The organism is Nocardioides antri, from assembly GCF_008373765.1.
Lineage (GTDB): Bacteria > Actinomycetota > Actinomycetes > Propionibacteriales > Nocardioidaceae > Nocardioides > Nocardioides antri.
The window spans coordinates 257,172-278,183 of the sequence record NZ_VUJW01000003.1; the positions used below are offsets into that span (position 1 = coordinate 257,172).

General features: G+C 72.6%; 22 protein-coding genes. 5 read left to right on the forward strand and 17 right to left on the reverse strand.

Going from position 1 to position 21,012, the window contains the following annotated elements; translation table 11 throughout:
* Positions 1-61 precede the first annotated feature (61 nt).
* Complete coding sequence (gene groES / locus F0U47_RS07355) at positions 62-361, reverse strand: co-chaperone GroES (protein WP_149749670.1); 300 nt, start codon at positions 359-361, stop codon at positions 62-64.
* Between the two features lie 222 nt (positions 362-583).
* On the opposite strand from groES, the gene F0U47_RS07360 reads away from it, so the two are divergent.
* The gene (locus F0U47_RS07360; RefSeq protein ID WP_149749671.1) at positions 584-1,768 is read left to right on the forward strand and encodes a class I SAM-dependent methyltransferase; all 1,185 of its coding nucleotides are present in this window, start codon (positions 584-586) and stop codon (positions 1,766-1,768) included.
* An 82-nt stretch (positions 1,769-1,850) separates the two neighbouring features.
* Here the strand turns inward: F0U47_RS07360 and F0U47_RS07365 are convergent, their stop codons facing one another.
* Genes F0U47_RS07365 through F0U47_RS07375 form a run of 3 tightly spaced genes read right to left on the reverse strand, consistent with a single transcriptional unit; the run spans position 1,851 to position 3,612 of the window.
* Positions 1,851-2,447, reverse strand: a complete 597-nt coding sequence (locus F0U47_RS07365) for a DUF3618 domain-containing protein (RefSeq protein ID WP_149749672.1) — start codon at positions 2,445-2,447, stop codon at positions 1,851-1,853.
* Complete coding sequence (locus F0U47_RS07370) at positions 2,420-2,884, reverse strand: phage holin family protein (protein ID WP_223162690.1); 465 nt, start codon at positions 2,882-2,884, stop codon at positions 2,420-2,422. Before F0U47_RS07370 ends, F0U47_RS07365 begins: the two co-directional genes overlap by 28 nt.
* Complete coding sequence (locus F0U47_RS07375) at positions 2,881-3,612, reverse strand: F0F1 ATP synthase subunit B family protein (protein ID WP_149749673.1); 732 nt, start codon at positions 3,610-3,612, stop codon at positions 2,881-2,883. The genes F0U47_RS07370 and F0U47_RS07375 overlap by 4 nt, the downstream gene beginning before the upstream one ends.
* 196 nt (positions 3,613-3,808) lie before the next feature.
* On the opposite strand from F0U47_RS07375, the gene F0U47_RS07380 reads away from it, so the two are divergent.
* The 3 genes from F0U47_RS07380 to F0U47_RS07390 all read left to right on the forward strand — a co-directional run bounded on the left by F0U47_RS07380 (position 3,809) and on the right by F0U47_RS07390 (position 6,053).
* The gene (locus tag F0U47_RS07380; protein ID WP_246159506.1) at positions 3,809-4,195 is read left to right on the forward strand and encodes a Fur family transcriptional regulator; all 387 of its coding nucleotides are present in this window, start codon (positions 3,809-3,811) and stop codon (positions 4,193-4,195) included.
* Between the two features lie 119 nt (positions 4,196-4,314).
* Positions 4,315-4,854, forward strand: a complete 540-nt coding sequence (locus F0U47_RS07385; RefSeq protein ID WP_149749674.1) for a SigE family RNA polymerase sigma factor — start codon at positions 4,315-4,317, stop codon at positions 4,852-4,854.
* Positions 4,851-6,053: a hypothetical protein gene (locus tag F0U47_RS07390; RefSeq protein WP_149749675.1), complete on the forward strand. Its 1,203-nt coding sequence runs from the start codon at positions 4,851-4,853 to the stop codon at positions 6,051-6,053. Before F0U47_RS07385 ends, F0U47_RS07390 begins: the two co-directional genes overlap by 4 nt.
* 146 nt (positions 6,054-6,199) lie before the next feature.
* Here F0U47_RS07390 and F0U47_RS07395 read toward each other — a convergent pair whose 3' ends face one another.
* The 12 genes from F0U47_RS07395 to glmS form a co-directional block, all read right to left on the reverse strand.
* A complete protein-coding gene (locus tag F0U47_RS07395; protein ID WP_188111210.1) occupies positions 6,200-6,601 on the reverse strand; it encodes an acyl-CoA thioester hydrolase/BAAT C-terminal domain-containing protein in 402 nt (133 codons plus the stop codon).
* Between the two features lie 429 nt (positions 6,602-7,030).
* A complete protein-coding gene (gene tsaD, locus F0U47_RS07405) occupies positions 7,031-8,083 on the reverse strand; it encodes a tRNA (adenosine(37)-N6)-threonylcarbamoyltransferase complex transferase subunit TsaD (protein ID WP_149749677.1) in 1,053 nt (350 codons plus the stop codon).
* The gene (gene rimI / locus F0U47_RS07410; RefSeq protein WP_188111211.1) at positions 8,080-8,538 is read right to left on the reverse strand and encodes a ribosomal protein S18-alanine N-acetyltransferase; all 459 of its coding nucleotides are present in this window, start codon (positions 8,536-8,538) and stop codon (positions 8,080-8,082) included. The genes tsaD and rimI overlap by 4 nt, the downstream gene beginning before the upstream one ends.
* Positions 8,535-9,173, reverse strand: a complete 639-nt coding sequence (gene tsaB, locus F0U47_RS07415; RefSeq protein ID WP_149749678.1) for a tRNA (adenosine(37)-N6)-threonylcarbamoyltransferase complex dimerization subunit type 1 TsaB — start codon at positions 9,171-9,173, stop codon at positions 8,535-8,537. Before tsaB ends, rimI begins: the two co-directional genes overlap by 4 nt.
* Positions 9,174-9,211: 38 nt before the next feature.
* A complete protein-coding gene (locus F0U47_RS07420) occupies positions 9,212-10,621 on the reverse strand; it encodes a glycoside hydrolase family 16 protein (RefSeq protein WP_149749679.1) in 1,410 nt (469 codons plus the stop codon).
* 17 nt (positions 10,622-10,638) lie between these two features.
* Positions 10,639-11,535, reverse strand: coding sequence for a glycoside hydrolase family 16 protein (locus F0U47_RS07425; RefSeq protein ID WP_188111212.1), 897 nt, complete (start codon positions 11,533-11,535; stop codon positions 10,639-10,641).
* A gap of 160 nt (positions 11,536-11,695) precedes the next feature.
* Complete coding sequence (gene tsaE / locus F0U47_RS07430) at positions 11,696-12,649, reverse strand: tRNA (adenosine(37)-N6)-threonylcarbamoyltransferase complex ATPase subunit type 1 TsaE (protein WP_246159507.1); 954 nt, start codon at positions 12,647-12,649, stop codon at positions 11,696-11,698.
* Positions 12,646-13,743, reverse strand: coding sequence for an alpha/beta fold hydrolase (locus tag F0U47_RS07435; protein ID WP_246159508.1), 1,098 nt, complete (start codon positions 13,741-13,743; stop codon positions 12,646-12,648). Before F0U47_RS07435 ends, tsaE begins: the two co-directional genes overlap by 4 nt.
* Positions 13,740-14,918: an alanine racemase gene (gene alr, locus F0U47_RS07440; RefSeq protein ID WP_149749681.1), complete on the reverse strand. Its 1,179-nt coding sequence runs from the start codon at positions 14,916-14,918 to the stop codon at positions 13,740-13,742. The genes F0U47_RS07435 and alr overlap by 4 nt, the downstream gene beginning before the upstream one ends.
* A gap of 16 nt (positions 14,919-14,934) precedes the next feature.
* Positions 14,935-16,314 (reverse strand): bifunctional ADP-dependent NAD(P)H-hydrate dehydratase/NAD(P)H-hydrate epimerase, encoded by a 1,380-nt coding sequence (locus F0U47_RS07445; protein ID WP_149749682.1) that lies wholly within the window; start codon positions 16,312-16,314, stop codon positions 14,935-14,937.
* Complete coding sequence (locus F0U47_RS07450) at positions 16,314-16,667, reverse strand: holo-ACP synthase (protein ID WP_149749683.1); 354 nt, start codon at positions 16,665-16,667, stop codon at positions 16,314-16,316. The genes F0U47_RS07445 and F0U47_RS07450 overlap by 1 nt, the downstream gene beginning before the upstream one ends.
* Positions 16,668-16,680: 13 nt before the next feature.
* Positions 16,681-18,525: a glutamine--fructose-6-phosphate transaminase (isomerizing) gene (gene glmS / locus F0U47_RS07455; RefSeq protein ID WP_149749684.1), complete on the reverse strand. Its 1,845-nt coding sequence runs from the start codon at positions 18,523-18,525 to the stop codon at positions 16,681-16,683.
* 149 nt (positions 18,526-18,674) lie between these two features.
* Between glmS and coaA the strand changes: the two genes are divergently transcribed.
* Entirely contained in the window at positions 18,675-19,646 is a 972-nt protein-coding gene (gene coaA / locus F0U47_RS07460; protein WP_149749685.1) for a type I pantothenate kinase, read from the forward strand.
* Between the two features lie 6 nt (positions 19,647-19,652).
* Here the strand turns inward: coaA and glmM are convergent, their stop codons facing one another.
* A complete protein-coding gene (gene glmM / locus F0U47_RS07465; protein ID WP_149749686.1) occupies positions 19,653-20,999 on the reverse strand; it encodes a phosphoglucosamine mutase in 1,347 nt (448 codons plus the stop codon).
* Positions 21,000-21,012 lie beyond the last annotated feature (13 nt).

Sequence of the window (21,012 nt, forward strand, 5' to 3'; positions counted from 1 at the left end):
GAAACAGGTCGTGTGCCTGAGGCCGCGTCACCGCGGGCTCCCAGGCACACGACCCGTGAGATCAGGACGAGACGACCGCGAGGACGTCGCGCGCCGACAGGATGAGGTACTCCTCGCCGGCGTACTTGACCTCGGTGCCGCCGTACTTGCTGTAGATGACCTTGTCGCCCACGGCCACGTCGAGCGGGATCCGGCCGTCGCCGTCCTCGTTGAAGCGGCCCGGGCCGACGGCCAGGACCTCGCCCTCCTGGGGCTTCTCCTTGGCGGTGTCCGGGATGACCAGGCCGGAGGCCGTGGTCTGCTCCGCGTCGAGCGGCTTGACGACGATGCGGTCCTCGAGCGGCTTGATGTTGATCGACACGTCGATCGACCTCTTTCTTGCGTCAGGTGTGTGCAGGTGGTCCGACGGGCTCGCGCCCGCCCACGTTGGGGCTTGCCTTGGCGAGTACGCCGTCGCGGGGGTCGCACTCTCGTCGGCAAGCGCTGGCACACTCGATGGGAGAGTGCCAGCACTGAAACTAGCACTCACCGTCAACGAGTGCCAGTGAAGGGTGGGCTCTGTCCCACCTGGGAGGATCGGGGGGTGGACCTCGACGCGTTCCGGTGGCTGCTCACCGACGAAGGGCAGGCGCTGCTGGCGCGGGCCACCGAGCTGGCCGGCACGGGCGACGAGCCCGGCGGCGAGCTCAGGATCCAGGCCGAGCTGCGGCGTACGGCGCCCGCGGCCGGCGTCGCGACCGCCATGACCCAGGTCGAGCTGCGCGCCCGTGCGCGGGCCAAGTTCGGCGACTTGGCCGACCGGCTCTACTTCACGCCCGAGGCCCTCGAGCAGGCGACCCGGCAGTCGGTCGCCACCCACCGTGCGGGGCGCTACCAGGCCTTCGGGGCGCGCACCCTCATCGACCTCGGCTGCGGCATCGGCGGCGACCTGATCGCCGGCTCCCGCGCGGGCCTCGTCTGCGCTGGCGTCGACCTCGACCCGGTCCGGGTCGCCGTCGCCGAGGCCAACCTCGCCGCCCTCGACCTGCCCGGCGCCGTCCAGGTCGCCGACGCGACCACGGTCGACCATCGCGGGTTCGACCTGGCGTTCGCCGATCCCGCGCGTCGTACCGGCGCCGGCCGCAGCTTCAAGACCGACGACTGGATCCCGCCGTGGTCATGGGTGGAGGGGCTGTTCCGCCGCGACGCGTGCGTCAAGGTCGCGCCGGGGATCCCCCACTCCCTGGTGCCGGCCGGGGTGGAGGCGGAGTGGGTCAGCGACCGCGGCGAGGTCAAGGAGGCCGCCCTCTGGTCGGGCCGTACGGCGACCGCAGACCGCCGGGCAACGGTGATCGGCGAGGGCGGACTGGCGTCCCTGACCGACGAGGACGACCCCGGCGCCGACGAGGTGGGCGTCGGCGAGGTGGGCGACTTCCTCTACGAGCCGGACGGGGCGGTGATCCGCGCGGGCCTGGTCACCGCGGTGGCCGCCGGGGTCGAGGGCCGGCTGGTCGACGCGAAGATCGCCTACGTCACCTCCGACCGCCCGTTCCGGAGCCCGTTCGCCCGCGGGTACCGCGTGCTCGAGCACCTCCCCTACCGCGAGAAGCAGCTCAAGGCGGCGCTGCGCGAGCGTGACATCGGGCGGCTCACGATCAAGAAGCGCGGCGTCGACGTGGCGCCCGACGCGCTGCGCAAGCGGCTCGACCTCGCCGGCGACGAGGAGGCCACGTTGGTGCTCACCCGGGTCGCCGGCCACGGCGCTGCCCTGCTCGTCGCACCCTTCTGATCCGCCTCGGCGCGATCCTCGTGAGTGGCCGGCCTGGGACCCGTCGGAGACAGGCCCCAGACCGGCGGCAGCTCAGGATCCGTCAGGTCCCGGGCGCCTCTTCCTTGACGTTCTGCGCCGAGGACTGACCCTCCTCCTTGAGCGTCGCAGCGCTGTCCTGCGCGCTCGACTTGACCTCCTGGGCGGCCTGCGCCGCCTTGTCCTTCAGGTTGTCGCCGATCTCCTGCCCCACCGACTTGGCCTCGTCGGCGAGCGACGAGTCCTTGACGGCCTCGGTGAGGCGCTCGGCGGCCTCGGCCTCCTTCTGGGAGGCCGGGATGAGCGCCGAGATGACCATCCCGGCGCCGAAGGCGACCATGCCGGCCGCCAGCGGCGCGCCCTGGGTCTGCCGCTGCACCGTGCCGACCGCCGACTGCGCGGTGCCGGCGACAGCGCTCGTGGCGTTGGAAGCGGTGTCCCTCACCGAGCCGGCCGCGCCCTGCGCGGACCCGCCGGCGCTCCCGGCCGAACCCATCACTGTGTCCCTCAACGAGGAGATCCGGCCCCGCACCGCTTCCTTGCGGCGCTCGACCATCCGGCCGGGGCTCACCTTGTCGTAGAGCGCATCCACGTCCCGCGACAGGTCCTGTCGCGTCTCGGCGATCTGTCCGGTCAGCTGTTCTTCAGTTCCTTGGCCCATGCCGCGTCCTCCTTGAGAGTCTTCTGGGTTGTCTCCAGCTTCGGGTTCATCGACTTCAGCTCCTTGCGGCCGACCAGCGCCATCACCGCGGCTACCACGAGCCACAGGACGGTGACGATCAGCGCCGCCAGCGCGGTGTGCATCCACGAGTCGAGGAGGTACATCAGCGTCAGCGACAGGAAGAGGAGGGCGAGGTGCCCCGCGACGCCGGCACCCCCGAGGAGGCCGACCCCCTTCCCGGCCTTCGCTGCCTCCGCCTTGGCCTCGGTCTTGGCGAGGTCGATCTCCTGCTTCACCAGCGTCGTGAGGTCGTTGGCGATGTCGCCGACGATGTCGCCGAGGGACCTGCCGTCCGCGGTCTCGTGCGTGCCGGCGGGTCCCGTGGGTGGCACGTCGGAGGTGTACGCCGACGAGCCCGGGGCCTGCTGATCGGTCACAGCGTGCCTCCCGGAGTGGATCCTCCCGCGGGGTAGACGGGAGGCTCGCCGGGCGTGCCGGTGCCGGCGAGCGGGTCCGCGGCGGCGGTGCCACCCGAGGTCACGGCGGGCGAGGCGGGGGTCGTCGTCAGGTCAGGCGTCGTGGGCGGGTCCTCGCTCGCGAATCCGCTCATGTCCGTGCTTGCGGGCGAGGTCACAGGAGAGCTCGTCGAGGTGCCGCTCTTCGCGTCCTTCGCGCCGCGGGTCACCCGGCCGGCCACCACGCCCGCGACGAGGGCGCCCAGCAGGAAGGTGCCGGGGCGACGACGGGCGAAGTCGCGTGCCTGGTCGAGGACCTGGGCCGGCTCCTGTCCCCGCAGCTGCGAGCTGATGCCCCTCGCCTTCTCGCTGACCTGCGTCACGATGTCCTGTGCCATGCCGGCGTTCGCTCCCTCGCCACGCACCATCCGCTCGAGGTCGTCGGCGAAGGTCTGGAGCGTGCTGACCAGGTTGTCGAGCTGACCCCGGGACTGCTCCTCGACCTGGCTGCGCGCCTCGTCCACGAGGTTGCGAGCCTGCTCCTTCGCGTCGGTGGCCACCGACTGCGCCTCGGTCTTCGCCTTGTCGGCGAGCTGTGCACCCTCGTCGGCGGCGGTCCGGGCTGCGTGCTTCGCCTGCTCCTGCGTCCCTCCAGGAGTGGTCGGTCCTCCGGTCTGCGGAGCATCTGCTCCGTAGTCGTACGTCGTCATCGCTAGTCCTTCCCCAGTGTGGATCCGGGCGATACCCGCGCGTCCGTGCCGACAGACGAGGACCCGTCGGTTTGGCGAGCAAAATCCTCCGTTTCGTGGCGTGTTCACGAATCGATCCAGATTGGCCGGGTATCGGTCGTCAGTGATCGAGGAACGGGGGGAGCCTGAGGTCCTCCTCCGCTCGTGCGGCCTGCGCGTGACGCAACCACGGCTGGCTGTCACCGCTGTGCTCGAACGGGCGCGGGCCGAGGACGAGCACCTCACCGTCGCGGAGGTGGTGGAGCGCAGCCGGGAGATCCTGGGACGGGTGTCGCCGCAGACGGTCTACGACTGTCTCCTGGCGATGTCCGACGCCGGTGTGGTCCGGCGCGTCGACCTCCCGGGTTCACCGGCGCGCTTCGAGACCAGGGTGGGCGACGGCCACCAGCACCACGTCTGCCGGAGCTGCGGGGCCGTTCAGAACGTCACCGGCGTGGTCCCGGCCCCTGATCGCCCCGGGCCCGACCTCCCCCCGGGTACGACGGTCGACCGCGCCGAGGTCGTGTACTGGGGCGTCTGCGCCGCCTGCGCGAAAGGCGCCTAGCCCAATTGCAACCAATCTCCGACGAGTCGCGTCCTCCACCCGACACAGTTCCACCAGGACCCTGAGCAGGGGGTCGTCGACGAGGAGAGCACGATGGCGCGATCTCGAGGGGAGGGCGGATGAGCAGGAAGGACCGCGAAGCACAGCGGGACGCCGAGTTCACCGAGTACCTCGCCGTACGGCAGCCGAGCCTGATGCGCACGGCGTACCTCCTCACCGGTGACCGCCACCAGGCCGAGGACGTCCTCCAGACGTCGCTGGCCAAGCTCTACCTGGCGTGGGACAAGGTCCATGACCGCGGCGCCGTCGACGCTTACGTCCGCCGGATCATGGTCAACGAGAACAACTCGCTGTGGCGGCGCGCGTGGAAGAAGCGCGAGTACGCCACGGACGAGGTCCCCGAGGGCGCGCCGCACCACGACGCGTACGACGACGGCACCAACGACCAGCTCTGGCAGGTAGTCCAGACCCTGCCGCCGAAGGCCAGGTCGGTCGTCGTGCTCCGCTACTACGAGCAGATGTCCGAGGCCGAGGTCGCCGACGCGCTCGGCATCTCGATCGGCACCGTCAAGTCCCAGTGCAGCCGGGCCCTCTCCGCTCTCCGGGAGCGCGTGCCCGCCGAGCTCCACCCCCGCTACGGCGAGGAGTCCCCGTCATGAACCAGAACCCGAGCGATCCCACCAACCCCGACGCCCCCTGGGAGGAAGCGATGAGCCGCGACTTCGACGCGCGCGTCCGTGACCTTCACGAGGCGCCGATCGACTTCACGTCCGTGAAGGGCAAGGCCCACAAGATCCGCCGCAACCGCCGCGCGGCCGTGGCGGGCGGCATTCTCGGCGTCGCCGCGATCTTCACGCCGATCGCCGTGCTCACCAACGGTGGCGGCACGAGTGGCAAGGAGCCGGGGTTCGCGCCTGAGGTGAGCGAGACCGATCCGGCCCCGGACGCGGGCCCCGACTATCTCGTGGACCGGGTCTGGCACCAGGCCGACGGCGACACGGTGGAGCTGGACCAGGCGTACGACTCCGCGGTCCTGTGGGACGGCCAGCTGGTCGCGACCCGGTTCGGCGGCGAGGTGTACTCGACCGCCGACGTGATCGACGCGGACGGCGACGTCGTCCGCTCGTTCTCCACGACCGGGTCCGTGGTCGTCAACGACGCCGGCACCACCATCGCGTGGGTCGACAGCGACGGCGCCGTGATGACGGCGTGGGACGACGAGGAGCGCTCGCTCGGGGAGGTCGACCTCGCGGCTCCGGGCGAGGCGAGCGCGTGGACCGCCGCGGCCGTCACGGGTGGTCCTGACTGCAACGAGGAGGCGGACGGCTGCATCGTGTACGTCAACTCGAACCTCGGCGAGGAGTCGCGCTCCTACAGCTCGCAGGGCGTCAGCGACATCGTGGCGTCAGGAGTGACGAAGGTGCACGACGCGGACTCGATGGGCGCGGTCACCGTGATCAACGATGTCACCGAGTTCCTCGACACGTGCGGTGGCATCTACGAGGTCCCCAACGCCGAGTATCGCTGGGAGACGTGCGACTACCAGGTCCACGGCAGCTCGCCCGACGGGCGGTACGTCGTCGGGCTGCCCTCACAGTTCGACGGGCTCGGACCGCGGGAGATCACCATCCTCGACGCGGAGACTGGTGATCCGACCGCCGGCAGGTACGCGCCCGAGGGGCGGGATGCGTTCATCCGCGCCGAGGTCGCCTGGACCGACGAGGGCACGCTGGCCTTCGCTGCCTACGACGGCGCGAGGTGGCACCTGATGGAGATGGAGCCCGACGGGAGCATCACCGAGCTCGCGACCGCCGACGGATCGGACGTCGACAGCCCGTTCGTCCTCATCGGCCACTGATCGGGGACGACGGGTCCGGCGACCGGCGTGGAATACCCGGTCGACCGGGTATTCCACGGGTTGTCGGCCGTTGCAGAAGCGGACAACCCGTGGAAGAGGCCGACAACCCCTCCTCCCCTCACCCGGTGTCTCGGCCCCCACGAGGGCTATCGGTACGCCGCCAGCCCGAGCGCGTCGACGACGTGCGGCCAGGCCCGCTCGCCCAGCGCCCGGTCCGCATCGACAGTGCCGCCGCGCCGCATCCGCTGCCCGCCCTCGACCGGGGTCTCGCCCGGCAGCAGGACGCGGTGGCCGGCGTCCGGTGCGGTGACCACAGAGGTCGGCAGTCCGTGGGCGTCCCTGCGTGCGGCGATGGCCGCGGCGAAGTCGGCGGCCGGCCAGACCTGGTCGTCGCCACCGGCGACCAGCACCACGCGGCCCGCGATCCGCTCGACCGGGATGGTCGCCGCGTCGACGACCGCGGGATCGGCGGAGGCCAGGCTCGCGGCGTACCAGCCCAGGTAGGCCGGCGGATCGGTGTCCGGCTCCCAGCCGTCGCAGAAGGGCACGAACGGCAGCGGGTCGCCGCCCCAGGGTCCAGTGCGACGTCCAGCGGGTGCCGTCGTGGCCGGCCCAGGCGTACGCCGACGGCGCGAACGCGACGGTCGCCGTCACCCGGTGGTCGAGAGATGCGACCAGCAACGCTGCCTCCGCCCCGAACGACGTGCCGGCCAGCGCCAGCCGACCGCACTCCGGGGCGAGACGGTCAAGGGCGTCGAGGGCGTCGACGAAGAGCTCGAGGGGCACGGCGTACGGCCCGGGCTGCTGGCCAGGCCCGCCGAACCACCGCATCGCCAGCACCGTCGCACCGTGGTGCGCCAGCACCTCCGCCCGGTCCAGGTCGACCCGGCCGCTCGACCCCGCCAGCAGCAGGACCCCGACACCGGACGGCGTGTCTGGGTGCACCAGGCGCCACGCGGGGTCCGGGAGCTCCATCGTCAGCCGGCGAGCACCGAGGTGACGGGGAGGCTGGAGTCGGCCGGCAGGGAGTACGACGACGGCGGCAGCCCACGCGAGACGATCGAGGAGCCGAGGGCGGCGACCATCGCGCCGTTGTCGGTGCAGAGGCCGGGACGCGGGACGCGGACCCGGATCCCCAGCGCGGACGCGCGCTCCTCGGCCATCGCGCGGAGCCGGGAGTTGGCGGCGACGCCGCCCCCGATGAGCAGGTCCTCGATGCCCTCGGTGGCAGCGGCGTCGAGCGACTTGCGGACGAGCACGTCGCAGACCGCCTCCTGGAACGACGCAGCGACGTCGGCGACCGGCACCGGCTCGCCGGAGCGCTCGCGCGCCTCGACCCAGCGGGCGACGGCCGTCTTCAGCCCCGAGAAGGAGAAGTCGAAGCGGTGCCGCTCCAGGTCGCGGCGGCTGGTCAGCCCGCGGGGGAAGTCGATGGCGACCGACGAGCCGGACCTGGCCTCCCGGTCGATGTGCGGCCCACCGGGGAACGGCAGGCCGAGCAGGCGGGCCACCTTGTCGAAGGCCTCCCCCGCGGCGTCGTCGATGGTCGCGCCCATCGGGTCGATCGCCGAGGTGACGTCGGTGACCCGCAGCAGGCTGGAGTGCCCGCCCGACACCAGCAGGGCGAGGCACGGCTCGGGGAGCGGCCCGTGCTCGAGCTGGTCGACGGCGACGTGGGCGGCGAGGTGGTTGACGCCGTACAGCGGCTTCCCGAGCGACAGGGCGAGGGACTTCGCCGCCGCCACGCCGACCAGGAGCGCGCCGGCGAGGCCGGGCCCGCTCGTGACCGCGATCGCGTCGACGTCGTAGAGCGCGACGCCCGCGGTCTCGCACGCCCGCTCGATCGTCGGCACCATCGCCTCCAGGTGGGCGCGGCTGGCGACCTCGGGCACCACGCCGCCGAACCTGGCATGCTCGTCGACGCTGCTGGCGATCGCGTCGGCCAGGAGCGTGTGGCCGCGCACGATGCCGACACCGGTCTCGTCGCACGAGGTCTCGATGCCGAGCACCAGCGGTTCGTCGGTCGTCACTGCGCCATTGTCACAAACCGCTCGAGCACGACGGCGTCGGTGCCGTCCCGGTAGTAGCGCGGACGCCGCGCGATCTCCGCGAATCCGGCCCGCGCGTAGAACGCCCGCGCCACGGCGTTGTCCTCGCGGACCTCGAGCAGCAGCCGGTCGACACCGCCGGCCGCGGCGTGCGCCTCGGCGGCGGCGAGGAGGGCGGTGGCGACGCCCGTACGACGGGCACTGCCGACCGTTGCGATGCGCTGGAGCTCGGCGACGTCCTGGACGACGCTCACCGCTGCGTAGCCCACGAGAACCTCATCGCGGTCGGCGACCAGGTAGGTGGTGGTCGGCAGCCGGCCACCGACGCCCTCCGTGAGGAGGTTCTCCGACCACGGGTCGAGGGGGAACGCCACCTGCTCGAGCTCCACGATCGCTTCGACGTCTCCCGGACCGGCAGGTCGGACGCGAAGGCTCACGAGACCGACTTCGGCGCGCGCGGGATCTCGGCGTCGGGACGGCGCAGGTAGAGCGGCTCGGGGTCGTGCAGCTCGGCCCGCTCCTCGACGACGCACCGCGCCAGCCAGCCCGCGGCCGGTCGGAGCGGCCACCGGCCGTCGGGGAACGCGTCGGGGTAGAGTGCGGCGCCCTCGCCGACGACGGGCAGGGCCGTGGCGACGTCGGCCGGGCGCTGCACGTCCGGGCCGCCGGCGCGCAGGCCCGCTTCGTCGTACGACGCCAGGTAGACCTCGCGCCGCCGCGCATCGCTGGCGACGACGAACGGGCCGGTCACCACCCCGGTGTCGAACGCCTCGAGCGCCAGCACGTCGAGCGAGCACACGCCGTAGACGGGCACCTGGAGGACGTAGGACATCGTCCGCGCCGACACCAGGCCGACCCGCAGGCCCGTGAACGGACCCGGCCCGACCCCGACGGCGAGCGCGGTCAGGTCGCGCGGGACGATCCCGACCTGACGGAGCGCCTGGTCGACGAGGGGCGTGAGCTGCTCGCCGTGGCGCATCGTCTCGGCAGAGGTCAGCTCCGCGACGACGTCGGTGCCGTCGTGGACGGCGACCGTGACGGTCGGCGAGGACGTGTCGAACGCGAGCAGCACGCGCCCGAGGCTAGCGCCCGGGCCTCAGCCCCTCGCAGTCACTTCCAGACCCGCACCCAGTCGACGGTCATCGTCACCCGGTCGGGGGTCTCGGCGGTGGGGGCGTTCCAGAGCTGGCCCCAGGTCTGGTTCAGCACGACGTTGAAGGGCTTGTCGAACGGCTGCGACCCGCTCAGCGGAGCCAGCGGGCTCCACGAGTGCTCGAAGACGAGCTCGCCGTCGTAGAAGAAGTACATCGTCGTCGGGGTCCACTCCACCATGTAGGTGTGGAACTCGCTCACGTCGGCGATCACGCCGTCCCAACCGGAGTGGACGTTCCTCAACCCGCCGACGTAGTGGACGGAGGGGAACACCTGCTCCGGCAGCGCGCTGTACCACTCGGCGACGTCGATCTCGCCCGACAGCGGCCAGCGGCCGTAGGTGTGCTTGTCCGGGTAGAGCCACAACGCGGAGTGGGCACCGGGCACTCGGGTGCTCGGCATCTTCGCCCGGAACGCGAAGCGGCCGAAGGCCTGGTTGAACCGGCCCTTGCTCGAGATGGCAGCTGTGGCCTTGTCGGTGGTGAAGGCGCCCGACGGACTCTCGCACGTGAACGGGGTGGCCGTCCGCTGGGCGCTGAGCTGCAGCGTGCCGTCGGTGACCGCGATCGTCCACGGCTCCTTGCGGAAGCACCCGTCGGGACCGTTCGTCACACCGCTGAACCAGGTCTCGGCGGCCAGCCACTTGCTCGGATCGAGCTCGGCGCCGTCGAAGTCATCGACGAAGGAGCACTGCCACCAGGTCCCGTCGTCCTTCCGCGGCTGCTCACCGCACGCGTCGACCGGGGGCGGCACGACGGGCTCCAGCGGCTCCACGGGCTCTTCCACCACCGGATCGGCCGGCTCTTCCACCACCGGCTCTTCCACCACCGGCTCCACCGGCTCCACCGGCTCCACCGGCTCCACCGGCTCCTCCACGGGCTCCACCGGGTCTTCCACCACCGGCTCTTCCACCACCGGCTCTTCCACCGGCGGCTCCACCACCGGCTCCACCGGCGGTGGCGCCACCACCACCGGCACGTCGAGCGGCGGCGCCACACCCCTGATCCGGCGCTTGACGCTCCGGTTGTCGCCGGAGACCGCGCGAACCACCCAGTCTCTGTCCGTCGGGCGCTGGACCGTCAGCTGGAACCGACCACGGTCGTTCGCGCGGTCGGTCGCCACCCGGACCCAGCGGTCCCCGGCCCGGCGAGCGATCCGAACCCAGGCGCCCGCCGGCGCCGTGCCGCGGAGCACGACGGAGTCCGTCGTCAAGCGCGGACGGTCGAGTGTGACCCGCCGGTCGGCGTCCGCCGACGATGCACCGCCCATGTCCACGCCGGAGAGGACGGCACAGGCGATCACGACGACGAGGGCACGCAGCAGCGTGCGCGACGATCGCTGTGCCAGACCGGAGGTCCGATGCGTCACAGACTTCGCAGTCGAGATCACTGCCAGACCCGGACCCAGTCGATGGCCATCAGGTTCTGCTTGGGGGTGGCCTCGGTCGGCGCGTTCCACAGTCCGCCCCAGGCCTGGGTCATCACCAGGTTGAACGGCTGGTCGAACGGCTGCGACCCGAGGAGCGGCGCCAGGGGGTTCCAGGCGTGCTCGAAGGTCAGCTCGCCGTCGTAGTAGAACCGCATCTCCGTCGGGGTCCACTCGAGCGCGTAGGTGTGGAACCTGCTCACGTCCTCGACGAAGCCGTCGTGACCGCTGTGGACGTCGTGCCGGCCGTCGACGTAGTGGAGGGAGGGGTAGACCTGGCCGGGCAGCGCGCTGAACCACTCCGCCACGTCGACCTCACCCGAGAGCGGCCACGCACCGTAGACGTGCTTCTTCGGGTAGAGCCACAGCGTGGAGTGAGATCCTCCGACGCGGGCGACGGGCATCCGCGCTCGGAACTCGAAGCGACCGTAGGCCTGCGAGAACCGTCCCCGGGTCGTCACGGACGCGGACGCCAGGTCGCTGCGGAAGTCGCCCAGCGGGCTCTCGCAGAGGACCGGCTTCCTGAGCCGCCGAGCGGTCAGCCGCAGCCGGCCGGTCACCAGCCTGACGGTGTACGGCTTGTTGACGAAGCAGCCCGTGCTGCCGTTGGTGATGCCGCTGAACGCGGTCTCGGCGACCATCCACTTCGTGGTGTCGAGCTCGGTGCCGTCGAAGTTGTCGACGAAGGTGCACTCCCACGCGGTTCCGTCCTCCTTGACGAGCCGGGGACCGCACGCATCCGGCTCCGTCGAGACGGAGGAGGCGACCGGAGCCGCCTCCGCGGCGGGGCCGAGGACCGAGATCGCACCGCCGGCGACGGCGCAGGCGAACAGGACGACAAGACGAATGAACCGCATGGCGCGGACTCTCCTGGGGAAGTTGAAAAACGAACCAACCGACACCTCAAAGGTAAAGGAACGGCAGGGTCGATCCATCGGCACAACGGCCGCGCTTAGGTGGTCTAAACGGACTACACAGGAAAGCGAACGGCGGCCGCGCGGCTAGGTGTGATCTCAGCTAGGCGATGGAGAGGTCCACGCCGAGCCAGCGGTGGCCCAGCGGGTCGAGCTCGACCGTCCTCGGGTCGACGTCGTCGTCCGCGACCTCACCACCGCCGGCCCGGGTGATCCGGACCTCCAGCGGCGAGTCGGCGAGGTCCTCCGCGAGGCCCTCGCCCCACTCGACGACGGTCACGGCGCGGTCGAGGTCGGCGTCCAGATCGAGGTCGTCGAGCTCGGCGGCGCCGCCCAGCCGGTAGGCGTCGACGTGCACGAGGTCCGGACCGCCGGCCAGGGACGGATGCACCCGCGCGATGACGAACGTCGGCGACGTGACGTCGCCCCGCACGTTCATGGCCGCACCGAGACCCTGGGTGAAGGTCGTCTTCCCCGCGCCGAGGTCGCCGCTGAGCACGAGCACGTCGCCGGCCACGAGCAGTGGGGCGAGGCGGGCGGCGATGGCGCGCATGTCCTCGGCCGTCGGCACGGTGAACCGGCGCGGCAGGGCGCGGGACATCTCGACGTACGGCGTCGTGCGGCCGGTCTCGGCGAAGCCCTGCTGGCGCCAGAACCGGGCGGTGTGCGGCAGCTCCTCCCGGGCGAGCACGACCGCGCGCTCGGCCCGGCCGTCGCCGAGCTCGGTCGCGGCGTGCAGCCCGGCCCGGACCAGGGCGACGGCGACGCCGCGGCCCCGCGCCGCCGGCGTCAGCCCGAACCGGCGCAGGTGCACGGTCCGCCCGTCCGGCTCCGCGTCGAGCAGCACCGCCCCGGCCGGATGGCCGTCGACCCGGGCCACGAGGCCGGCTCCCGCGGCCAGCCGGGCGGCGATGCTCTCCTCGGTCTCCGACAGCGCGTCGGTCGGCGGGTCCAGCGGCTCGCGGTCGGCGAACGCCTCCTGCACGACCTGGCGTACGACGCCCGCGGCTTCCGGCCCGACGACCTCGATCGTCGGCGCGCTCATCTGGTCGGTCACCGGCTGCGAGCCCCGCTGACGGACGCCGTGATGAGCTGGTCCAGCTCGGAGTTGACGAGGTCGTGACGCTCGAAGAGCACCATGTGGCCGGCGCCCTCGCACTCCAGCAGCCGCGATCCGGGGATCCGGGAGTGGAGCTTGCGCGAGTGCCCGATCGACGTGAGCTTGTCGTTGGTGCCGCAGATGACCGAGGTCGGCACCCGGCCGAGAGCCTCGACCGTGTGGAACTTGTCGAGGCTCGAGAAGCCCGGGAAGAAGTCGGCGACGACCTCGAACGGGGTCGCCGACAGCATCTCGTCGACGAACTCCACGTAGCCCTGCGGCACCTCGCCACCGAACGCGAACTGGTCGGTCGCGACCGTCGCGACGCTCCGCCCCAACCGCCGGAAGCCGTCGACCACCCGGTGGCCGCGGTGGAGCGTGCGGACTGCGCGGCCGGCGATCGCGCCGCTGAGCCGCGCGGGCAGCATCGGCAGCAGCATCCGGCTCGGGTCCAGCCCCCCGGCGGTGGTGGAGATAAGCCCGACGCCGATCACCCGGTCGCCGACGACCTCGGGGAACTGCTCGACCAGCGCGACGATCGACATGCCGCCCATCGAGTGGCCGACGAGCACAACGGGGCCGTCCGGCACGGTGGCGTCGAGCACCGCCTTGAGGTCGCGGCCGAGCTGGTCGATCGTCGAGTGCTCCCGGTCGGAGCGGCCGGACCGGCCGTGCGAGCGCTGGTCGTAGAACACCGTCCGCACCAGGTTGCGGTAGGCCGCGCGCTGGAAGTGCCAGCAGTCGAGGTTGAGGCAGAACCCGTGGACGAAGACGACGGTGGCGTCGGGCGTGGTGGACCGGCGGAACAGCCGGCTGTGGGCGAGGTTCAGGACCGTGGCGGCGTCGACCTCGTCGACCTCGACGTGCAACGGGACGCCGTCGTCCGCGACGACCGTGATCGGCGTCGACCGGAGCGAGCCGAACGCGATGTCCTCGCCCGCGCGCCGGCTGATCGACCGCTGCTGGCGCAGCATGCTGATCGCGCCGCCGGCGGCGGCGAGACCGAGCGCGCCGGCGACGGAGCCGACGACGCGGCGACGGGTGGGGCTCACGGGCCCGCCTCCGGCGCCGGGCCGGCGCTGTCGACGTACGTCCGGGTCATCCGGCCTCCGATCCTGGTCACGATCTCGTAGTTGATGGTGCCGCACGCCTCCGCCCAGTCCTGCGCGGTCGGCACGTCGCCACCGGCGCCGAACAGCACCACCTCGTCGCCGGCCTCCGCCACGTCACCGCCGAGGTCGACCATGAACTGGTCCATGCAGACGCTGCCGCGGATCGGCCGGCGCTTCCCCCGCACCGCCACCTCGGCGCCGCCGCCCGGGTGGAACGCGTGACGGGGCACGCCGTCGCCGTACCCCACCGGGACCAGGCCGACCGTCGTCGGCCGGTCGGCGACCCAGCGCTGGCCGTAGGAGACCGCGTCGCCGGGGACGAGGTCCTTCACCAGGGCCAGCCGCGTGCGCACGGTCATCGCCGGCACCAGACCGAGGTCGGGAGTCCGGCCGGGCGCGGGGTCGAGCCCGTAGACCGCGATCCCGCAGCGGACGGCCCCGAACCGGGCCGACGGGCGCAGCACGGCGGCCGCGGAGTTGGAGAGGTGGAGGAGCTCCGGATGGAGGCCGCAGTCCCCGGCCAGCGCCACTGCGGCGCGGAAGGCCTGCTCCTGCCGGTCGTTGGCGGGATGGTCGGGCTCGTCGCTGCACGCGAAGTGCGACCAGAGCCCGGTCACCTTCCAGCTGCCGACCCGCTCCCCCTCGCGGGCGCGGGCGAAGAGCTCCGCCCACGTCGACCGCGACGCGCCGCCGCGGTTGAGGCCGGTGTCGACCTTGATCTGGACGCGGGCCCGCCGGCCGGCTGCCTCCGCGGCTGCGGCGATTGCGTCGAGCTCGGAGACCGAGTACGGCGACAGGTCCACCCCCTCCGCCACGGGACGCTCGTAGTCCGTGCCGGGCAGCGTGAGCCAGCACAGCAACGGCCCGGAGTAGCCGGCGTCGCGGAGCTGCAGCGCCTCGTCGACGGTCGCCACCCCGATCCACTCGGCGCCGGCCTCGCGGACGGCACGCGCCGCCGCCAGCATGCCGTGGCCGTAGCCGTCGGCCTTCACCACCGCGATGATCGGCACGCCGGTCAGCTCCCGGAGCACGCGCACGTTGTGCCGGATCGCCGCGACGTCGACGACGATCTCCGCGTTCGGGCCCACCCGAGGGCCGGCCGGCTGGTCGGACATGGATCCGATCCTCCCATCACGGGTGCAGGGCCGCAGTCACCACCGGCAGTGCGCGCGCCACGTCCCCGGCGACGATCGGCCCGCCCCGGGAGGCGAAGGTGGCGGCCGCGCCGTGCAGCCACGAGCCCACCGAGGCGGCGTCGTACGGCGCCAGGCCGGCCGCCAGCAGCGCCCCGACCAGGCCCCCGAGGACGTCGCCGGCGCCGGCCGTCGCGAGCCAGGGCGTGCCGGACGTGGTGGCACGCACGGGCCGGTCGCGCTCGGCGACGAGGGTGTGCCGGCCCTTGAGCAGGACCGTGGCGGCGTAGCGGTCGGCCGCCTCGCGGACGTGGTGGAGGGGCCGGGCCTCGACGGCGGCGCGGTCGGCACCGAGCATGGCGGCGAGCTCGCCGGCGTGGGGCGTGAGCACCGCGGGTCGCCCGGAGGCGAGGTCGGCGAAGGCGAGGGCGTCGGCGTCGACGACGAGCGGCACGTCGTCGTCGACCGCCGCCCGGAGCGCGTCCTCGGCCGAGTCGTCGCTGCCCGAGCCGACCACCCACGCCTGGACGCGGCCGTCACCGACGACCTCCGGGAAGGCGGCGCGGACGCGGTCCTGCACCGTGGGGTCGCCGACGAAGCGGACCATGCCGGCGAGCCCGCTCGCCGCACCGGCCACGCTCAGCAGCGCGGCCCCGGGATAGGCGGCCGAGCCTGCGCGGACGCCGACGACCCCGCGGGCGTACTTCTGCGCCTGCCCGCCGGGCACCGGCAACAGCGCCGCGACGTCCGCCGGCTGGAGCGCCTCCAGGGCCGGCTCCGGCAGGTCCAGGCCGATGTCGACGAGGTGGACGACCCCGCACTCCGCCGCCGCCGGGTCGACCAGGTGCGCGATCTTGTGGGTGCCGAAGGTGACCGTGACGGCCGCGCTGACGTGCGGCCCGGCGAGCTCACCGGTGTCGACGTCCACTCCCGACGGGATGTCGACCGCCACGACCGGCACTCCCGCCACCGCCTCGAGCGCCGCGGCCGCGTCGTCGCGGAGCGGCGGACGACCGCCGATGCCGACGATGCCGTCGAGGACCACGTCCCAGGAGCGGCTAGGTTGCGGCGGTCCCACCCGGCCGCCGGCCCGCCGCAGCGCGGCGACGCCTGCGGCGTGCGCCCGGTCGGACAGCAGCCACGCCTCGACGTACGCCCCCCGCCGCGCGAGCACGGCACCGGCGTAGAGCGCGTCGCCACCGTTGTCGCCGGACCCGACCAGCAGCAGGACCCGCCGGCCGTAGCCACCCCCGAGCAGGTCGAGCACGGCGTGGGCGAGGCCGTACGCCGCGCGCTGCATCAGCGCGCCCTCCGGCAGCTGCGCGAGCAGCGTCGCCTCCGCCTCGCGGACCTGCTCGACCGTGTGCGCTCGGATCATCAGCTCTCCAGGACGACCATCGCAGACGCGATCCCCGCGTCGTGCGAGAGCGAGAGGTGGACGTGGTTGACCCCGAGTGCCTCCGCCCGCGCCAGGACGGTGCCGCGGATCTCGAAGACCGGGCGGCCGGACTCCTCGCGGACCACCTCGGCGTCGTGCCACTCCATGCCCCGGGGCGCGCCGAGCGCCTTCGCGAGCGCCTCCTTGGCCGCGAACCGGGCGGCCAGCGAGGCGACGGGCAGGGTGCGCTCCGCCTCGGTGAAGAGGCGTACGGCGAGCGCAGGCGTGCGCTCCAGCGACGCGGCGAAGCGGTCCAGCTCGCACACGTCGATGCCGACTCCGATCACGGGCATCCGGGCGTGCCCCTCATTCCACCGTGACGGACTTGGCCAGGTTGCGGGGCTGGTCGACGTCGTGCCCGAGCGCGGTGGCGAGCTCGCACGCGAAGAGCTGGAGCGGGACGATCGCGACGAGCGGCTGGAGGAGCACAGGCACCCGCGGGAGCCGGACCAGGTGGTCGGCGTACGGCTCGATGGTGCTGTCGCCCTCCTCGGCCAGGCAGATCGTCCGGGCGCCGCGGGCGCGCACCTCCTGGATGCCGCTGAGCATCTTCCCGTGGAGCTGGTCGCGGCCCCGGGGCGGCACGACGCACAGCACCGGCAGACCGTCCTCGATCAGCGCGATCGGGCCGTGCTTGAGCTCGCCGGCGGCGAAGCCCTCGGCGTGGAGGTAGGCCAGCTCCTTGAGCTTGAGCGCACCCTCGAGGGCCACGGGGTAGCCGGCATGGCGGCCGAGGAACAGCACGGAGCGGGCGCCGACGTGCGCCCGGGCGAGCTCGTAGACGGACCCGGCCTGCTCGAGGACGGTCTCGATGTGGGCCGGCATCGCCTCCAGCTGGCCCATGATCTCGTCGATCTCGTCGCCGTAGCGGGTGCCCTTGACCTGGGCGACGTAGAGCGCCAGCAGGTAGCAGGCGATGAGCTGGGTCAGGAAGCCCTTGGTGGAGGCGACGCCGATCTCGGGGCCGGCGTGGGTGTAGATCACCGCATCGGACTCGCGCGGGATCGAGGAGCCGTTGGTGTTGCAGATCGCGAGCACCCTCGCCCGCTGGCTCTTCGCGTGCCGGATGGCCTGCAGGGTGTCCGCGGTCTCGCCCGACTGGCTGATGGCGACCACCAGGGTGGTGTGGTCGACGATCGGGTCGCGGTAGCGGAACTCCGAGGCGAGCTCGACCTCGACCGGGGTGCGGGTCCAGTGCTCGATGGCGTACTTCGCGACCATGCCCGCGTAGAACGAGGTGCCGCACGCGATGATGATGATCTTGTCGAGGTCGCGGATCTCCTCGTCAGCCAGCCGCATCTCGTCCAGCTGGAGCAGGCCGCCCACCCCGCGCCGGCCGATCAGCGAGTCCGCGACGGCGCGCGGCTGCTCGAAGATCTCCTTGCGCATGAACCAGTCCTGGCCGTCCTTCTCGGCGGCCGACAGGTCCCAGTCGACGTGGAACGGGGTGGCCTCGACCGGGGTGCCCCAGAAGTCGGTGACCGTGACCTCGTCGCGGGTCAGGGTGACGATCTGGTCCTGCCCCAGCTCGAGCGCCTCGCGCGTGTGCTCGATGAACGCCGTCACGTCGGAGCCCACGAAGTTCTCGCCGTCGCCGAGCCCGACGACGAGCGGGCTGTTGCGGCGCGCTGCCACCACCCGCTCCGGGTCCTCGGCGTCGACCGCGACCAGGGTGAACGCGCCGTCGAGCTGCTGGCAGACCCGCTGCATCGCCGTGGGCAGGTCGACCCCGGACTGGACCTGCAGCTCGACCAGGTGGGCGGCGATCTCGGTGTCGGTCTCGGAGAGGAAGGCGTGGTCGTCGGCCTCGATCCGGGCACGCAGCTCGGCGAAGTTCTCGATGATCCCGTTGTGGACCAGCGCGATCCGCCGGGCGCCGCCCGTGTGCGGGTGCGCGTTGGCGTCGTTGGGCGGCCCGTGGGTCGCCCACCGGGTGTGGCCGATGGCCGTGTGCGCCGCCGGGAGCGGGTGGTCGGCCAGCACCTTCTCGAGGTTGGCGAGCTTGCCGGAGCGCTTCGCGACCGCGAGCTCGCCGCCGTGGACGATCGCGACGCCTGCGGAGTCGTAACCGCGGTACTCCAGTCGCCGGAGGCCGTCGATCACGACGTCCTGCGCGCGCTGGGGTCCGACGTAGCCGACGATCCCGCACATGGCGCACCACTCTATCCGAGCGCCGGTGCCGTCCGAGGCACGAGGACGGGCCCGGAACAGCGAGGAGATTGAGGAGGCTCGGCGCACACCGGCGCGCAGCGACGGGGTGCGCGAGCCGTCTCGAAATCCGATCCTGGTTGAATCGCGACATGCAGGGACCAGGCGCGAGTGACGAACTCCAGCGGGAGACGTCGCCGTACCTCGAGCTCGACCGGGCGACCTGGGCCGCCCTGGCGTCGGAGACCGAGAGCCCGCTCACCGAGGACGAGATCATCGCGCTCCGGGGCCTCGGGGACGCGCTGGACCTCGACGAGATCGTGCAGGTCTACCTCCCGCTGTCACGGCTCCTGAGCCTCCGGGTCGAGGCGGCCGGCGCGCTGCACCGGGCGCAGGAGGAGTTCCTCCACCTGACGACCCCGCCGCGCACGCCGTTCGTGATCGGCCTCGCCGGCTCCGTGGCGGCAGGGAAGTCGACGGCCGCCCGCGTGCTCCAGCAGATGCTCGCGCGCTGGCCGGCGCACCCCAACGTCGCGCTGGTGACGACCGACGGGTTCCTCTACCCCAACGCCGAGCTCGAGCGGCGCGGCCTCCTGGACCGCAAGGGCTTCCCCGAGTCCTACGACCGCCGCGCGCTCATGAGGTTCGTCGTCGACATCAAGTCCGGCAAGGACGAGGTGCTCGCCCCGAGGTACTCCCACCTGATCTACGACGTCGTGCCGGACGAGAAGCTCGTCATCAACCGGCCCGACATCCTGATCCTCGAGGGCCTCAACGTCCTCCAGCCTGCCCGGGTCCGCCCGGACGGCCGGACCAGCCTCGGCCTGTCCGACTTCTTCGACTTCTCGATCTTCGTCGACGCGGCGGTGGCCCACATCCGGGACTGGTACGTCGACCGCTTTCTCCGCCTGCGCGAGACGGCGTTCCGCGATCCCCACTCCTACTTCGCGAGGTACGCGCAGCTCACCCACGACGTCGCCGTCGACGAGGCCCGCCGGATCTGGGACTCCATCAACGGCCCGAACCTCGAGCAGAACGTGCTGCCCACCCGCTCCCGCGCCACCCTCGTGCTCCGCAAGGACGCCGACCACTCGGTGCGGTACGTGCGGCTCCGCAAGATCTGACGCAGGTCAGAGCGCCAGGCGGGCGCGGACGACGTCCGCCAGGCCGTCGGCGACCGACCGGGCCTGCTCGGCAGTCGGCGCCTCGACCATGACCCGCACCAGCGGCTCGGTGCCGGAGGGGCGCAGCAGCACCCGGCCGGTGTCGCCGAGGTCCGCCTCGGCGGCCCGGACGGCCGCGACCAGCTCGGCGTCGTCGCAGCGGTCCTTCGCGACACCGGGGACGTTGACGAGGACCTGGGGCAGCCGGGTCATCACGCCGGCGAGCTGCCGCAGGCTCTTGCCGGTCGTGGCCATCCGCTGCATGACGTGGAGGGCCGTGAGGAGCCCGTCGCCGGTGGTGGCATGGGCGCGCATGATCACGTGGCCGGACTGCTCACCACCGAGCGTGTAGCCGCCGGCGCGCATGTCCTCGAGGACGTAGCGGTCCCCCACCGCGGTCTGCCGCACGGTCACGCCGGCGGCCGTGAGCGCCTGGACGAGACCGAGGTTGCTCATCACGGTCGCGACGAGGGTGTTGTCGACGAGGCCGCCGGTCTCCTGCAGCGCCAGGGCGAGGATGGCCATGATCTGGTCGCCGTCGACGACCGCACCGGTGTGATCGACGGCCAGGCAGCGGTCGGCGTCGCCGTCGACCGCGAAGCCGGCGTCCGCGCCGTGCTCGACCACGGCCCGCTGGAGGGGCTCGAGGTGGGTGGAGCCGCAGCCGTCGTTGATGTTGAGGCCGTCGGGCTCGGCACCGATCGCGATCACCTCGGCACCCGCGTCGGTGAGCGCCTTCGGGCCGACCGCACTGGCCGCGCCGTTCGCGCAGTCGAGGACCACCCGCAGGCCGGAGAGCGGCTTGTCGAGGGTCGAGACCAGGTGTGCGGCGTACTCCTCGACCGTCGGGCCGTACGGCGTCACCCGGCCGACGTCGCCGCCGGTCGGTCGCTCCCACTCCTGGTCGAGGTGCTCCTCGATCTCGCGCTCGAGCGCGTCGTCGAGCTTCACGCCGCCGCGGGCGAGGAACTTGATGCCGTTGTCGGGCATCGGGTTGTGGGACGCGGAGATCACCACGCCCACGTCGGCACCGAGCGCGTCGGTGAAGTAGGCCACGCCCGGCGTCGGCAGCACCCGCAGGCGCAGCACGTCGACGCCGGCCGACGCGAGGCCGGCCACGACGGCGTGCTCCAGGAACTGCCCGGAGATCCGGGTGTCGCGGCCGACGACGGCGAGCGGGCGCTGGCGTCCACTACCGAGCCCGCCACGCTCGACGAGCACGCGGGCAGCAGCGACGCCGAGGCCCAGGGCCAGCTCGCCGGTCAGGTGACCGTTCGCCAGGCCCCGGACCCCGTCGGTGCCGAAGATCCGCACTGAGGGTGCGAGA